Raw genomic sequence first — 14,802 nt, 5'->3', positions numbered from 1 at the left:
ACTGAAACATCATGCAGCAGACAATCACCCGACCCCATATTCCGGCGATTAGCGAATGGTCGCCCGTACTATTAGGCGTTGTCGTGCTTTATCTGCCCACCTACTACGATCTGGCCGGTGCTATATGGAGGTCGGGCGAGCAGGGGCATGAGCCGATTATCCTCACTCTGGTGCTGTGGTTTTTCTGGAAAAAACGCCAGGACATCCACCAGCTTGAGTGCGCGCCCGCTTCCCTGGAGGGCTGCGTCGCTCTTGGCGGCGGCCTGATTCTCTACGTGTTGGGGCGGTCCCAGGACATCCTGCTGTTCGAAGTGGGCTCGCAGATTCCGGTGGTCGCGGGACTGCTTTTGCTGTTGCGAGGCCGCGATGCAGTGAAAATGATGTGGTTTCCGCTGCTGTTCATGATCTTTATGGCGCCCTTGCCGGGACCGCTGGTGAGCGCGCTCACGCTGCCCATGAAAACGGCGGTGTCCTGGTCCGTGGATCAGGTGCTTTATTGGGCGGGATATCCGGTATCCCGATCAGGAGTGATTTTACAGGTCGGCCAATACCGTCTGCTGATCGCCGACGCCTGCGCGGGGTTGCATACTTTGTTTACCCTGGAGGCGATGGGGCTGTTTTATCTGCATATCGTGCGGCATGAGTCGATTTTGCGTAACGTCGCCCTTGCTATCGCTATTGTTCCGATTTCATTCGTCGCCAATTTCATCAGAGTGCTGGCGCTGACCTTGATCACCTATCATTACGGCGATGAAGCGGGGCAGGGGTTTCTGCACGGATTCGCCGGCATCGTGCTGTTTGTCAGCGCGTTGTTGCTCATTATCGGCGTCGACTCGATTCTGCAGCTGGCGCTGAAACCAGCGACAAGGAGGAGACAGGCCAATGCGTAATCACAAGACCAGTCTGATCGCCTGCGCGGCCATGGTGATATCGGCGTTGTCGGCATACGCTCTGACGCCAAGTGAAATGCTGTCTGATCACATCGCCAAGGTGAAGCTGGACGCCATGATTCCTGAAGTGTTCGGCGGGTGGCGCGAAGTCGTGCAATCCACCAACCAGATTGTCGATCCGCAAACCCGACAGGCTATCAATCGGATTTATAACCAGACGCTGTCCCGCACCTATGTGGACGAATCGGGTTACCGAGTAATGGTTTCCATTGCTTATGGGAAAGATCAGCGCGACGCCATCCAAATGCACTATCCGGAAGTCTGCTATCCGGCCCAGGGCTTCACTTTGGCGGACAAGACCTCCGGGCTGTTGCAGACCGACTACGGGCAGATTCGCATCACCCGGCTGCTGACTTCCCAGGGACAACGGCATGAACCGGTCACCTATTGGGCGACGGTGGGCGAGAAGGTCATCGCCAACAAAGTCGACAAGAAATTAAAGGAAATCAGCTACGGCTTTCGTGGCTTCATTCCGGACGGACTGCTGTTTCGCGTGTCCTCCGTGGATAAAGATCCCATGCGTGCGTTCAAGAAACAGCGGGAGCTGGTGGACGCGCTTTTAACGGAAATATCGCCGGCGTCGCGGCAACGCCTGGCGGGTTTGACTCAGTAAGGATTCACATAACAGGTTGACGCAGTAAATAACCGGAAGGACTCTTACATTTAATCGAAAGGATGTTCGATGATTTTCAGTCAGCAGTTGCAAGCAGGCGCAGCCAGCGCGTTTGTATTTTTTGAGCGATATGGGGTGGAGGCGCTGATCATTCTGGGAGCGCTGGCCGCCGCCGTTGTATTCGGTATGGTGGCCGCCACCGGCAACCTGTTGCTGGCGGGGCTGGCGGCGGGCATGATTGTCGGCCTGCTGGCGTTCGCCAACGCCGCCATCACCCTGTGGCTGATTCTGTTTTTGGGGTTGTTCGTAGCCGGATTGGCGCCCATCTGGGCGGAAGGCCTGAGCAAGAAAGCGGTGTGGGGCATTTCCGTGCTGGGGCTGATCCTGTTCCTCAGCGCCGTCTCCCGACGCCTGCTCAATCCCGCCAGCGCTGAGAAGCAGCCGCTGTTCATCTGGCTGGCGCTGGTGTTTGTTGGCTATGCCTTATTGAACGGGGCGGCGCAATCGACGCTCTTCGAACTCGCCAGCGGATTCAAACGCTACTTTCAAGTGATGGGCGTCTGCTTCGCGCTGGCCTGGTTGAGTTTTTCCCGTGAGGACATGGATCGCTGGGTGCGGCTTTTCGCCGCGCTGGTGATCGTGCAATTGCCGTTCGCGCTCTATGAGCTGCTCAAGCTCGTGCCTGTCAGAGAAAGCCTGCAATACGCCTATCCCGGCATGATCCCCATCGACGTGGTGGCCGGCACTTTCGGCGCAACCCGCTACGCCGGCGGCGCTAACGCCGAAATGGCGAGTTTTCTGGTGATCGCCCTGGGTTTCCTGTTGGCCAGACGCAGTGAAAAACTGATATCGCCGCGCCACTTCGCCGTCCTGGGACTGTTCGCGCTGACGCCGCTGTTCCTTGGTGAAACCAAGGTCGTGGTGATTTTCCTGCCGTTGATGTTCGTCACTCTGTATGGCCGTGAGCTGTTGAGAAAGCCCCATCTGGCGGTGTTGGCGTTGATCGTCGGCGCGCTGCTGACACTGGGCGCCGCCTACGCCTATCTGCAACTGGTGAAGGCGCAGAGCCTGTCGGAAATGCTGTCCGACACCATGGCCTACAACATGGGCGACAAGGGCTATGGCGGCTACTATTTGAATCGCCTTACCGGACTGCTGTTCTGGTTTCATCAGCAAGGCCTGCATGATCCCATCTCTTTCTTTTTTGGCTGCGGCATCGGCTCCGCCCATGACGCTACCGGCGGGACCATCGCGCTGCGTTATCCAGGGTTCGGCGTCAGCCTCACTGCATTGTCTTCCTTGCTGTGGGAACAGGGACTGCTAGGCTCCCTGCTGTTCTACGGCGTATTAGTGTCGGCCTGGCTGACCGCCGGCAGGTTGCGCGCTGCGCGGTTCGGTCGCCGGATCATGGCGGACGCCGCCGGCATTCAGGCGGCGCTAAGTATTTTCATGATCTATCCGGTCTATCGCAGCACCTTGCTGGAGGGCTTGCCCTTTCAGATTCTGTTCTGGGGCATGCTGGGGTATCTGGCGTGGCTTTACCGCGAATCCCGACGTACAGAGGAGGCGGTATGAGTCATCCTTATTCACGTCAGGCGCTGATTTCCGGCACTAAAAAATTCTTGTCCGGCAAAGTCATCTCCGCCCTGTTGACCCTGGGCATTCTGTTGGTGACGGTGCGTTTGCTGCCGGTGACGGAGTACGGCGCCTATGTCACCCTGTTGGCCATGACGGAAATCGGCCGCTCCCTGGCGCAACTGGGGCTGGCCTGGCTCACTGCGCGGCAGCTTCCCGAGTATCGTCTCAAGGCGGACGGGCCACGTTTGATCCGGTTCTGCCGCCGCGTGGTGGCATGGCAAAGCGCAGCGCTCATTGCCTGCGCCTTGTTATTCGCGGTGCTGATGGATGCTTATCTCAACTGGGCGGGACTACAGGCGTTCCGTCCCGCCGCGTTGGTGTTTCTGGGCGTTTTTCTGGTGGAAGGCGTCGGCCGTTTCCTGCGGGAGGCGGTACTCGGGCCATTGGTGCTGCAGGGCGGTATCCGCGCCAGCATGGTGGGACGACAGATGCTCTATCTCATCGCCTTGCTGGCGCTATGGCGGTTTGCCCCCTCCGATGCGTCACAGTCGACGGCAGCGTTCTTATCCGGTTTTATGCCAGGTTTTTTAACTGAGGCTTCCTCTGCGTTGACGCAACCCGGAGCAGGGCTTTTCGCAGTAGTTCTGATTGAACTGACGGCGTCCGCGTTTGGAACCCTCGTCGCTCTGGCGTGCCTGGTCAGATTCTGCCGTTCGATGCGCGGTTTACAGGGAGAGGCGGGGTGGACGGAGCCGTCCATTCGCCAACAATGGTGGCTTTCCCTGCACATGTATTTCGCGCACTTGTTAACTCTGCTGTACAGCCCCCAGGCGCTGGTCAATCTGTTGCAGAAATACCTGGGACCGGAAGCCTCCGCCATATTCGGATTCCTGCGCACCTTGAATGACCAGATTGCGCGCTATCTGCCGGCGTCGTTGTTGTTCAGTTTGATCAGACCCAAACTGGTGGCGGTTTACGTCAACGGCGGCGGCACGTCCGAACTCAGTCGCCTGACCAATTCCGCCGGCAAAGTCAGTCTGGTGATTCTGTTGCCTTTGGTGTCCGTGGCGGCGGTATTCGGCGACGAACTCATTCAGTTAATCTCCGGCGGCAAATTCAGCGACTCCGGCTACCTGTTTTTCGGATTTCTGTTGTGTCTGATTCCCTACAGTCAGCGGCTTTTACTGGAAACCGCCGCCGTGACGCTGGATCAGGCCAACCTGTGTAAATGGGGCGCGGCGCTGGGACTGATTACGCTGCCCAGTCTCTGGGGACTACTGCATCTGGGCTTTGGCGTATGGGCGGCGGTGATCGCTATCGGACTCGGACATGTGCTGTTCAACAGCTTCATCATTGCGGGCCTCAGGCGGCGCTGCGATTACGTCTTCGACTGGCTCAATCAGACCAAACTTATTCTGGCCATGGCGGTGGCGATCATTCCCGGCGCGATCAGCCCGGCGGTCTCCGTCGCGGTGCTCGGCTCCAGCCTTATTCCAATGCTGGGCTATTCATTGTTGATCGTCGGCGCCTTCGTGGCGTCGGTGTGGCTGCTCCGACCTTTTACGGCGGAGGAAACAGGATTGTTGAAATCGCTAGTGAAGAGAGGCGCGCGCACGGCATGAGAACGATGAGACTGCTTTATCTGACGCCAGGAATGTTTCCCGCCAGACGGGTGGACGTGGGCTTGCTGTTTGGCGACTGCTTACCCCGTTACGGCGTGTATTCCGACATTGTCGCGTTTCGCAAACCGGGCGCGCAGGAGGAGGTCTGGGGCGGCGGCGAGGCGATTCTGGCGGACCCGCCGCGCCGACTCAAACATCTTGCTGTGTTCATGCATATGTTCAAGGCTCTCGCGCAATCCGGGCGCGACAGGTATGACGGCGTACAGGTGCGGGACATGCCCTTTATCGCGCTCATGGCGCTGATTTTCGCCCGGCTCAAAGGCATGCCGTTCCTGTACTGGTGCTCCTATCCCTATCCCGAAGGCCAGATAGACCGGGCCCGCAGGGCCAGCGGTTGGAAAAAGCTCGCTTCGCTGCCTTTGCTGTTGCGCGGACTGCTGGGACGCTTTGTTCTGTACCGCCTCGTGCTGCCTCGGGCGGACCATATCTTTGTGCAGTCGGAACGAATGAAACAGGACATGACGGGCCGGGGCGCGCCGACGGACCGCATGACAGCGGTTCCCATGGGCGTGGATCTGGAGCGCATGCTGGCTTCTGTCGCGGCATTCGATGCGGACACCGTCGGCGACGTCTCTGTCGATAAACGCATGCAGGGGCGACGCGCGCTGATCTATCTGGGCAGCCTGGACTACGTTCGCAACATCGAAACCCTGTTCGAAATGGCGTCGCTGCTGCGCTGGCGCCTGCCCAACATTGTGGTCGCTATCGTCGGCGACACCAACGATAAGCAGCACAAGGCGTGGTTGCAGGAGCGGGCGCGCCAGTTGGGCGTCGACGATATCCTGATCTGGACCGGCTGGCTGCCGATTCAGGAAGCCTGGCGCTATATTCATCTGGCGGAAGTGGGCTTGTCGCCCATTCCCCGAGGCGAGCTGCTTGACTGCTCTTCACCGACCAAACTGATCGAATATATGGCGCTGGGCGTGCCCGTGGTCTGTAACGACAACCCGGACCAGCAAATGGTGATTGAACAATCCGGCGCAGGACTATGCGCGCCGTACACCGCCGAAGCGTTTGCGGAAGCGGCGAAAACGTTGCTTAAAGAAACGCCGGAAATGCGGCGCCGCCGAATGGAAAACGCCATTCGCTATTTAAGAACCCACAGGGACTATCCAGTCATTGCAAGGAAATTGGCTGGGACCTACTTCGCCATCCATGAGAAAGCCTGTCACGAGGCTCTGAAGCAAGGAAGTTGAAATCATGACCCCGATTTTTTTACCTCTCATCGGTCAATACCAGAACATCGGCGACATCATCCTGAGACGTCCGTTGGCCAAATGGCTGCAGGGCGATTCGCGATTGCATGTGTTCACCGGAGACGCTCCCGCCGGCTATACCGAGGCGTTGCAGTTGCGCCCGGACGATCACGTCTATACGTCGTTTCTGTCCTGGTATCGCGCCGGCATGGAAACCAGTCGGCGCCAGAAAAGCATCTATTTGTTCAAGCCCGGGGAAATTCAACTGAGTTTGAAAGGCATGAAAGAGCACCTCGGCGTCCTGCCCATGGCGAAACGCTTCAAGGCGCGAGGCGGCAGCGTTGCTCGTCTGGGCTCAGGAGTGCGTAATTTCTCCAGTTTCTATCGCCGTCTGATAACGCCTTCGTTGAAAGTCTCCGATCTCACTTACTGGCGCGATCAAGGCTCCTTTCAATACCTGGGACACGGCGGCGTAATGCCGGATCTGGCGTTCGCGGAGGGAGGCGAACTCAGCCGTATATCCTCCATGGAAAACCGCCGCTATCTGATTGTCTCCATGCGCGGCGACCGACCGGCGCCCAACGACGCCTGGCGTAAGGCCGTCCGTGATTTCGCCGAGAAACATCGCTTGGAAATCATGGCGGTGACCCAGGTGTTGATGGACTCCGCGCGCTCCCGCGAACTGGCCGGCAGCCTGGGCGGGCAGGTGCTGGACTGGGACGGCCATGACCATATGCAACAGGAGCAGCGTTTGCGGGACGTCTATCGACGCGCAGCGCTGGTGGTGAGCGACCGTCTCCATGTGCTCATCGCCGCCTATACGGAAGGCGCCGCGCCGGCGGGCCTGACCACCGATAATTCCAGTAAAGTGGACCGGCATTTCGAAGCTATCGGGCTGAAAGGCGTGGGACAAAGCGCCGCGACCTGGTCCCCGGAGCGCATCGGTCAGTTTCTGGAGGATACGCTGCGACAGCGGGAGAGCTATTTGAATACGCTGGGGCAGGCCAGGGCGTCCCTGGATGGGGTCAGAAAAGAGCTGGTGTCTTTCGTGGAGGCGGTGCGGGGGCGTGAAGCATGAGCGTAAACAGGGCGACGCCTGTGGTGTGGCACGTAGGGCGGCATGGCGAGGTGGCGGGGGGAATGACTCAGGTGATCAACGCCTATCTGAGTTGGCCGTTTGAGAACCTCGAAGTGGCAGTGATCCCGTCTCGGGACGGCTCCAGAGGCGTGAAGGCGCTGAGGCTGTTTTTCAGCGCCGTTTGGAAAATTCTGCGCTTGCGCGGACGCAGAAACAAAGACGCCATGGTCGTGCACCTGTCCCAGGACGGTTCTTTCGTGCGTGAGGGCGCTTTGCTTACCCTGGCGCAATGGTTGGGATTTGGGGTGGTCGCGCAATTGCACGGCAGTCGTTTCGCCGAGTTCAGTCGGCGTTATCCGAAACTGGTGCGTTTTGTCCTTTCGCGGGCGACCTATGTTCACGTATTGAGTGAAGAGACCCGCGCTATCGTGGCCCAGACTCTGGAGCCGGAACGCATCGTGTATATCCCCAACGCGGTGGCGACCGGCAAGCCGGGGAATAAGGAGAATCTGGCGGTATTTGGCGGCGGCGTCACCTACCGCAAAGGCGTGGATGTGCTGGTGCAGGCCTGGGAGGAACTGCAGGCTGAGGGCGAGGTCGATCCGACGCTTAATGTCGGCGCCTGGAAGCTGATCATCGCCGGCCCGGTCATTGATGCGGGAGTGGTTCCAGAGGCGTTGCGCAACGCTGAATTCGTAGGGGGGCTGTCCCATCAGGCGCTGATGGATCTGCTGGACCGCGCCGCCGTAGCGGTTCTGCCTTCCAGAGATGAGGCGATGCCGATGTTTATTCTGGAGGCGCTGGCGCGCCATTGTTGTGTGATTTCGACGCCGGTCGGAGGCATCGCCAATGTATTAAGCGATGGCCGGGGTCTGTTGACGCCTGCGGGGGATATTCAGGAATTGCGCCGGGCTTTGCGTTACGCGATCAGCGATGGTGACGCGCGCGCGGACCTGGCGGCAAGGGGACACGCCAGCTTTGCGGATACCTTTTCCGCAAATGTGGTGTACCCCAAACTGGCGAAGCTTTGGTTGAGCATCGTCAACCGGCCCAGGGCCGGAAATCTGTCTCAAAAAAGGAACTTTCAGGGAATGACAGGAGAATAAAAATGAAAAAAATACTTTTGGTCGCCTCAGGTGGGGGACACTGGGTGCAACTACAAAGACTGCGCGGCGCGTTTGAGGACCACAAACTGTTATGGATGACCACCGTAAAGGACTACAGTTCGCCTCAGAACGAGCCCTGTTTTATCGTGCAGGACGCCAACATGTGGAACAAACTGGCGCTGCTGAAAATGTTCCTGCAGGTGGCGCTGGTGATGCTCAAGACCCGACCGGACATCGTCGTCACCACCGGCGCGGCGCCGGGATTCGCCGCTATCCTGTATGGCCGGCTTTTAGGGGCGCGCACCATCTGGATAGACAGCATCGCCAATGGCGAAGCCTTGTCCCAGTCCGGCGCCAAAGTCGGCAGGTGGGCCCATGTCTGGCTGACCCAATGGGAGCATCTGAGCAAGCCCAGCGGGCCACACTACTGGGGGGCCGTGCTGTGATTTTCGCAACTGTAGGCACTCAACTTGCGTTTGATCGCATGATCAGCGCGCTGGACGACTGGGCGGGACGCAACCAGGACGTTGTGGTCTATGCGCAGACTGGACCGGCTGAATACATGCCCCAACACATGGGGTTCGCGGATTTTCTCGCTCCGGGAAAGGTGACCGACTACATGCGCGAGGCGGAGCTGATCGTCTCTCACGCGGGCATGGGCTCCATCATCACCGCCATGTACTTGCGGAAGCCGGTGATCATCATGCCGCGCAAAGCGTCTCTGGGCGAGCATCGCAATGAGCATCAGTTGGCTACTGCGAAATGGCTGGCCAACCGCAAAGGCATTATTGTGGCCTGGGAGGCCGCGGATTTGCCGCGCATTCTGGACCGACGCGCGCAACTGGAATCCGGCCCTGCGATCTCTGAAGTGGCGGATGGCGCTTTGGTTAAAAAGCTGTCACGTTACATTCAGTCCTTGCAATGACGACTACTATTAATAAGGTCAGACTAACTAACAGGAGTCATTCCGCTAGGAGAAACCTACAGCCACCTCAACAAGATCCGCCCGCCGGCGTGATGCAGCGCCGCTCATCGAGCAGCCGCGCAAGCGTCTTCCGGCGAGCGCCGTATAGAGCATCAGTTGTCCGCCGCGAAGTGGCTGGCCAACCGGAAAAGCATTATCGGGCCTGAACGACTTCGACTTATCCCAGCATTTGTGGAGGTCCCCGTCATTGCAATCGGGCCCTTTTATATCCGTGGTCGCGGATGAACCTTTGGTTAATTAACTGCCAAGTTGTATTCGGTCGCTGCACAGCAGCGCCCCCCTTTATAGTCAGTCTAACCAATAGGAGTCACAGCGCTATGGACAGGCCGACAGCCATTTTGATCATGCCGCCCACCGTTCTCAAACGACGGGCGCTTCTACTTACTACTCTGGGGTGTTTGCTTCCGCCCCTTGATTCGGTCCAAGCGGAAACGCCGCAACTGGACTGGTTCTGGTCATGTAACGATGGAGACAGAGTCGTTTTCAGCTCGGATTTTAACGAAGGTGTGTATTTTCAGGAAATCCAGCCAGGTAAAACCGCAGAACCGAAACTGAGCTCCAATCAGTTTTCCTGCGTGCGCAACTGGACCAGCGAACAGACAACGACCATGGGGTTTGGCGGCGCGTTCATCAACTATGAAGGGGGCGACCTCACCGAACGTTGGGCGCAAGTGCAGCCGGCGCTGGATAACCCCAGCAATAAGGTGCTCGCATTCGCACTGAAAAAGCCCAACGTCAATAACGAGAAAGGCAGAGTGCAGCTGGATGTCACAGGCAAGACCGGCTTTAAAGAATTAAAGCTGCTGGTGCGTATGTATCTGAGCAACAGTTTCAGCATGCTGCGGACCTACCCGAAGACCATTGACTGGCTGTCGCTGTCTTCCTGGTGGAATAATCCTCACTGGGACGGGGATCCTTATCCGTTCGTGGTCAGCGTGAATATCAATAAACCTAGCGTGAAGGAGGGCGAAAACCAATTGCGCTTCGCTGTGCGGGCGCGCAGCTATAATCAAACCACACAGAAGTGGGACGACGCGCTATGGCGTGAAGTAAACCAGACTTTTGAAGTTCCCGTGGGACAGTGGATTTCTCTTGAATACACCTTTATTGAGGGGGATGCGGAGACCGGACGTTTCAAGATGACCGCCGCGCTGGATAATCAAGCGCCCCAGACCATTTTCGACATTCACAACTACACCCGCCATCCTCTCGATCCCTCTCCGGATGGCATCAGCATTATCAGCCCCATGAAACTCTATACCTCTGCGGAGTTGATTGATTACGTCACCGCCAACGGTGGGCTGCTGACGATTCAGTGGGATGATATGAAAATGATTGGCTGCAATACGCTTGCGGATTGCGAGCCCGATACGTCCATTCCGGAAAAAGTCCGGATGGCGATTCCCAAAAGACCCAGTTTGGAGTTGGACTAACGGAAGGATTCATTAACGGTTCGCCGAGCCGGCCTCGGCAGACTCGGCGAACCGATTCAGTATCGTCTATATTGCTTCACTTTTCTTACTTCACTTATTTCGCCTGCTTCACTTAGGTCCTGACTTCCGCCGCGACTAAACTCACTCCCACTGCACCTTGGGCAATTCTTCCTTGTAGTTATCAAAGCGATTGCTGAGGGAAAGTTTGTCGGTCGTCCTTGACGCTACGTGCAGGCAGCGATTCAGCATGGCGGGCCAGAGCGGCCGATATAGATCAAGGGTGGCGACGTCGCTCAATCCTTTTGGCAGCGTTCGCCACAGGGGCGAGAGCAAGGAAAAGCTGTTGAACTTGCGTACGTCCAGAGACATGAAGGTGCGGAAGACGTCGAAGAAGACGAAGGGCTGCACCGGCGTGAAGAACTGGCTGGCCATCACGCAGCCGCCGTGGGTAATCCAGCGCCCGCTGCGCCCGTACAGCGCTTCATACAGGAATATTTTCTTCCAGCCGTCGCAGTTGAAACGGGCCGTGGCGGTATGGAAGTTTTCCAGCAATAGGGCTTTGCCGGCGGAGTCCAGCTGACGGTAACGGTAGCGAATCAGATCTTCCGGCGTGATGAAGCGGAACATCAGGGAAGGGAATATTCGGAACAAGGTCCCCCAGGTGGACTCAATGTTAAAGTAATAACCCCTTTGCAAGGTGCCGCCCAGGTAGCCGTCCACGAACAGATTGCCATCGCCCCATTTCTCGTAAAAATGACGATACACCACCAGCAGCTCGGAAAGCGGGCGCGACACCAGTCCTTTGAACATCTTTTCGCCCAGCTGTTGTGAAAGCTTTGGATAACTGAGATCCAGCAGGGAAAACTCACGGTACTCGTCGAAGAAGCCGGCGAACTTGCGAGCGACAGGGCGATCGCCGGTGTTCGCCGGCCCGTAGGTGTAACCGTAATGAGTCTTGCCGAGAGACAGCAAATACCGGGAATCCAGTCCGCCGCTCAAAGGCAGAATCTTTTTGCGGTCGCCAAAGATCCCCATGCCTTTGCGCATCTTTTGATTGACGTTGTGCAAGTCGCCGGAACCGTTCAGGTAGTCGAAATAGAATGACGTCTGGCTCCGGGATACAATCGCGCCCACTTCCAGCCGCTCGATGCCTTTGAACAAGGTATAACCGCCAAACAGGTGCCGTTTGATATTCAGAATGTTTTGCAGCACAGGGTCCACGTCCTTGCCGTCAGCAATATAGCAAGGCGCCGGCGCGACACGCAGTGTCTCGGACTGAACATCCTGAAAGTGCGGAACCAGCGCGAAGGGGTCCGTCACCAGATAGTACACGCCGCCGGTTTCGATATAGAACAGGTAACTGCCGGCTTCGATCAGCGAACACACCGCCGTGCGTTCCTCTTCCGTCTCCGCCCGGAAAAAAGCGCGGGCGAACTCACCGATATTGCCCAAACGTCCGTTGAAGACGAAATGCCCGCAACCCACCGCCAGCGAGCGTGAAGCCTCATCGGCGTAAGCGACGCCCTCCGGCCAATTGGCGCGATGCACATCCACTAAAATACGGGCGCCAAGCGGGGAGTCGAATTCATGTATGTCCGCTGGTGCGCCAATCGAAGAAGAAAATAACTCTACCTCGGCTCTGGCGTTGGTAACGTTAATGTACAGGCCTTTCATTGCAAATATCTCTCAATTAAGTGGGAGGTAATATCCATTGCGCGGCGCCCGGGTGATGTTCCAGGTTCCGGTTTCAGTATGCGTACTCATCCTTGTAGACCATGCCAACAGTCATCAGGATGATTTTCAGATCCAACGCCAGCGACCAGTTGCGCAGGTAGTCGAGGTCATACTCGATCCGCGCCTGCATGCGCTCCAGGGTTTGTGTTTCGCCCCGCAAACCGTTGACCTGAGCCCAACCGGTGATGCCCGGTCGAACTTTGTGGCGGACCATATAGCCTTTGATGAGCTTGCGATATTGCTCGTTGTGCGCCACCGCGTGAGGACGGGGGCCGACAATACTCATCCTGCCTTGCAGCACATTGATGAATTGAGGAAGTTCATCCAATGAGGTTTTGCGCAGAAAACCACCGATCGGGGTGAGTCTTTTGTCGCCGTTTTGCGCTTGCTTTATGACATCGCCGTCTTCACAGACGGTCATGGAGCGGAATTTGTAGACGATGATTTCCTCTCCATCCAAACCGTAACGGCGCTGCCTGAATATGATGGGACCGGGCGAACTGACTTTCACCATCACCGCGATTACCGCCAACAGCGGCGCGATCATCACCAGGATCAGCGAGGAGAGAACAATATCGCTCCAGCGCTTGATTAATCCGTTGACGCCGCGGAACGGCGTATCGCAGACGGACACGACCGGCATGCCAGTGACCTGGTAGACATTGCCCTGGATCAGCTTGGTCACGAACATATCGGGAATAAACAGAACCGATGCGGTAGTGTCGCCGAGGCTGTCGAGAATCGCGAGAATGCGAGGCTGCGTCGTCATGGGCAGCGACAGGTAGATACTGTTCACGCGCTGCGCCTTGCAGTATCCGTATAACTCAGAAAAATCCCCCAGCACCGGCCAGTCGGCGCCTTTGGGCAGACGATCCACCGTTCGGTCGTCGAAAAAGCCCAGTATTTCGACGTTGTAATAGGGGCTGCGGGAAAGGCGCTTGGCCAGTTCCAGTCCCTGTTCGTTCATGCCCACGATGACCACTTTCTGTCGATCGCCGCGCAGTTGCAGCAACACTGTGAAATAGCGGAACGCCAAATGCGCGCTGACTTGCATGGCGGGACCGATCCACAGCCAGTGGAGGATGGTGGACAGGGAGAATAAGTCTATTGACCGCGTGGCGTAGCCTAAAGATAAAATCAGAAAGGCGATGACGAACCAGCCCAGTAATATGTCGACGAGACAACGACTCAAGGGTTGGTGTAGTCGCGATTGCCCAGGGAAGGCGACGCAGAATGCAAATAAGGCGGAGATCATCGACGGCGCTTCAATCGCGTCTTCGAATAAATAACTCACCAGTAATATGCTGATGAACAGGGCGAGGGGATCCAACAGCGCCTCGCAAAATTGATGCAGATTTTTCCGGCCAAAGCCGATCTTCATTGATCGTTGCAGGTTGTCCATGTGTACCTCTAATCCTTGTGTACATCTAATCCTTTACTTCCTTGGTTCTTTGTCTTACTGAAAGAGCGTCAGTCTCCTCTAGGGTCCGGTGGTGGGAGGGCTTGGAACAAATGTTCGCGGGCCCCAAAAAGGCGGCGTCAGGCGCCGCAGTGAATGCCTGTTTCTATTCATCGTGTTAACGTGCGTCTGCGCCCGGGGTATGTTAGTTTCCATATATACCGAGCCAATATGTCCTTTTAATTTCAATAAGTTAAAAACTTTCGCAGGGAATCCAGCGCGTCCATGCCTTCTTTCTATGAACAGCTAAAAGAAAGAGTCGCCGTTACTTACACTTCAATGATAATCATTCTCGGGATTATACTCGTTTTTGTCTCTATATGGTTAAAAAACGGTGAATTTTGGCATGTCCCGAGTCATGTCATGTTGCAGTGGGGCGCCAACTTCAGCCCGGCGACTCAGAACGGGCAATGGTGGCGGCTCGCTACGGCGGTTTTCCTCCACTTCGGCATCATCCACCTGACGTTGAACGTCTGGGCGTTGTGGGATGGAGGACAATGGGTGGAGCGCATGTATGGCCCGATGCGTTTTTTACTCATCTTTATAACGTCAGGGGTCGTCGGCAATCTGTTTTCACTCACTTTCCATGTTATCAGCGTCGTCTCCGCAGGCGCTTCGGGAGGCATATTCGGTGTGTATGGCGCGTTACTCAGTTATCTCTGGCTGAATAGAACCCGCGTGCCCTTGATTGAGTTCCGCTGGGTTTTCTTCGGCGCCGTCATTTTTTCTCTGTTCACTATCGTCTTCGGTTTCCTGGTGGACGGCATCGACAACGCCGCCCATGGGGGAGGGCTCATTACCGGTCTGATTCTGGGAGCCCTGCTGATTCCCCGCGACGCCCGCCAACTGTCCCGAATCAGTCTGGCATGCGTCGTCGCAATGGCGAGTGCCGTCCTGGTTATTATGCTATTGGTGGTATTGCCTGATCCCGTTCCTCTCCAGCCGTTATTCTTTTTTTTGAGCAATGAGGCTGACATAAGGCGATGAC

13 protein-coding genes are annotated in these 14,802 nt (G+C 56.9%); 11 read left to right on the top strand and 2 right to left on the bottom strand.

What is annotated here, in order from left to right:
* The first annotated feature begins 11 nt into the window (after positions 1-11).
* The 10 genes from xrtB to O5O45_RS10580 all read left to right on the top strand — a co-directional run bounded on the left by xrtB (position 12) and on the right by O5O45_RS10580 (position 10,621).
* Complete coding sequence (xrtB, locus tag O5O45_RS10625) at positions 12-890, top strand: exosortase B (protein ID WP_305905194.1); 879 nt, start codon at positions 12-14, stop codon at positions 888-890.
* The gene (gene epsI, locus O5O45_RS10620; protein ID WP_305905193.1) at positions 883-1,563 is read left to right on the top strand and encodes an exosortase-associated protein EpsI, B-type; all 681 of its coding nucleotides are present in this window, start codon (positions 883-885) and stop codon (positions 1,561-1,563) included. Before xrtB ends, epsI begins: the two co-directional genes overlap by 8 nt.
* A 69-nt stretch (positions 1,564-1,632) precedes the next feature.
* Positions 1,633-3,138, top strand: coding sequence for a hypothetical protein (locus tag O5O45_RS10615; protein WP_305905192.1), 1,506 nt, complete (start codon positions 1,633-1,635; stop codon positions 3,136-3,138).
* Positions 3,135-4,763, top strand: a complete 1,629-nt coding sequence (locus tag O5O45_RS10610; RefSeq protein ID WP_305905191.1) for a lipopolysaccharide biosynthesis protein — start codon at positions 3,135-3,137, stop codon at positions 4,761-4,763. Before O5O45_RS10615 ends, O5O45_RS10610 begins: the two co-directional genes overlap by 4 nt.
* Positions 4,760-6,019 (top strand): glycosyltransferase family 4 protein, encoded by a 1,260-nt coding sequence (locus O5O45_RS10605; protein ID WP_305905190.1) that lies wholly within the window; start codon positions 4,760-4,762, stop codon positions 6,017-6,019. Before O5O45_RS10610 ends, O5O45_RS10605 begins: the two co-directional genes overlap by 4 nt.
* A gap of 4 nt (positions 6,020-6,023) precedes the next feature.
* Complete coding sequence (locus O5O45_RS10600) at positions 6,024-7,097, top strand: polysaccharide pyruvyl transferase family protein (RefSeq protein ID WP_305905189.1); 1,074 nt, start codon at positions 6,024-6,026, stop codon at positions 7,095-7,097.
* Positions 7,094-8,203 carry a glycosyltransferase family 4 protein gene (locus O5O45_RS10595; protein WP_305905188.1) on the top strand — a complete coding sequence of 370 codons (1,110 nt, stop codon included), beginning with the start codon at positions 7,094-7,096 and terminating at the stop codon, positions 8,201-8,203. Before O5O45_RS10600 ends, O5O45_RS10595 begins: the two co-directional genes overlap by 4 nt.
* 2 nt (positions 8,204-8,205) lie before the next feature.
* Positions 8,206-8,649 carry a glycosyltransferase family 28 protein gene (locus O5O45_RS10590; RefSeq protein ID WP_305905187.1) on the top strand — a complete coding sequence of 148 codons (444 nt, stop codon included), beginning with the start codon at positions 8,206-8,208 and terminating at the stop codon, positions 8,647-8,649.
* Positions 8,646-9,128, top strand: coding sequence for a glycosyltransferase (locus O5O45_RS10585; protein ID WP_305905186.1), 483 nt, complete (start codon positions 8,646-8,648; stop codon positions 9,126-9,128). Before O5O45_RS10590 ends, O5O45_RS10585 begins: the two co-directional genes overlap by 4 nt.
* A 377-nt stretch (positions 9,129-9,505) precedes the next feature.
* Positions 9,506-10,621: a hypothetical protein gene (locus tag O5O45_RS10580; protein ID WP_305905185.1), complete on the top strand. Its 1,116-nt coding sequence runs from the start codon at positions 9,506-9,508 to the stop codon at positions 10,619-10,621.
* A gap of 141 nt (positions 10,622-10,762) precedes the next feature.
* On the opposite strand, the gene O5O45_RS10575 is transcribed toward O5O45_RS10580, so the two are convergent.
* Positions 10,763-12,295 carry a hypothetical protein gene (locus O5O45_RS10575; RefSeq protein ID WP_305905184.1) on the bottom strand — a complete coding sequence of 511 codons (1,533 nt, stop codon included), beginning with the start codon at positions 12,293-12,295 and terminating at the stop codon, positions 10,763-10,765.
* Positions 12,296-12,368: 73 nt separating this feature from the next.
* Positions 12,369-13,757 carry an undecaprenyl-phosphate glucose phosphotransferase gene (locus O5O45_RS10570; RefSeq protein ID WP_305905183.1) on the bottom strand — a complete coding sequence of 463 codons (1,389 nt, stop codon included), beginning with the start codon at positions 13,755-13,757 and terminating at the stop codon, positions 12,369-12,371.
* 420 nt (positions 13,758-14,177) lie between these two features.
* Here O5O45_RS10570 and O5O45_RS10565 point away from each other — a divergent pair, with 420 nt between their 5' ends.
* Positions 14,178-14,801 carry a rhomboid family intramembrane serine protease gene (locus O5O45_RS10565; RefSeq protein WP_305905182.1) on the top strand — a complete coding sequence of 208 codons (624 nt, stop codon included), beginning with the start codon at positions 14,178-14,180 and terminating at the stop codon, positions 14,799-14,801.
* Position 14,802: the final 1 nt, after the last annotated feature.

Source organism: Hahella sp. HNIBRBA332, assembly GCF_030719035.1.
Taxonomy (GTDB): Bacteria; Pseudomonadota; Gammaproteobacteria; order Pseudomonadales; family Oleiphilaceae; genus Hahella.
Note: the sequence above shows the minus strand (reverse complement) of the source record. Positions and strands in the feature narration are given on the sequence as shown.

What these genes read in the sequence shown, in the direction of transcription:
- xrtB (WP_305905194.1), top strand. Translation starts at nt 12, where the DNA reads ATGCAGCAGACAATCACCCGACCCCATATTCCGGCGATTAGCGAATGG.
- epsI (WP_305905193.1), top strand. Translation starts at nt 883, where the DNA reads ATGCGTAATCACAAGACCAGTCTGATCGCCTGCGCGGCCATGGTGATA.
- O5O45_RS10615 (WP_305905192.1), top strand. Translation starts at nt 1,633, where the DNA reads ATGATTTTCAGTCAGCAGTTGCAAGCAGGCGCAGCCAGCGCGTTTGTA.
- O5O45_RS10610 (WP_305905191.1), top strand. Translation starts at nt 3,135, where the DNA reads ATGAGTCATCCTTATTCACGTCAGGCGCTGATTTCCGGCACTAAAAAA.
- O5O45_RS10605 (WP_305905190.1), top strand. Translation starts at nt 4,760, where the DNA reads ATGAGAACGATGAGACTGCTTTATCTGACGCCAGGAATGTTTCCCGCC.
- O5O45_RS10600 (WP_305905189.1), top strand. Translation starts at nt 6,024, where the DNA reads ATGACCCCGATTTTTTTACCTCTCATCGGTCAATACCAGAACATCGGC.
- O5O45_RS10595 (WP_305905188.1), top strand. Translation starts at nt 7,094, where the DNA reads ATGAGCGTAAACAGGGCGACGCCTGTGGTGTGGCACGTAGGGCGGCAT.
- O5O45_RS10590 (WP_305905187.1), top strand. Translation starts at nt 8,206, where the DNA reads ATGAAAAAAATACTTTTGGTCGCCTCAGGTGGGGGACACTGGGTGCAA.
- O5O45_RS10580 (WP_305905185.1), top strand. Translation starts at nt 9,506, where the DNA reads ATGGACAGGCCGACAGCCATTTTGATCATGCCGCCCACCGTTCTCAAA.
- O5O45_RS10575 (WP_305905184.1), bottom strand. Translation starts at nt 12,295, where the DNA reads ATGAAAGGCCTGTACATTAACGTTACCAACGCCAGAGCCGAGGTAGAG.
- O5O45_RS10570 (WP_305905183.1), bottom strand. Translation starts at nt 13,757, where the DNA reads ATGGACAACCTGCAACGATCAATGAAGATCGGCTTTGGCCGGAAAAAT.
- O5O45_RS10565 (WP_305905182.1), top strand. Translation starts at nt 14,178, where the DNA reads ATGTTGCAGTGGGGCGCCAACTTCAGCCCGGCGACTCAGAACGGGCAA.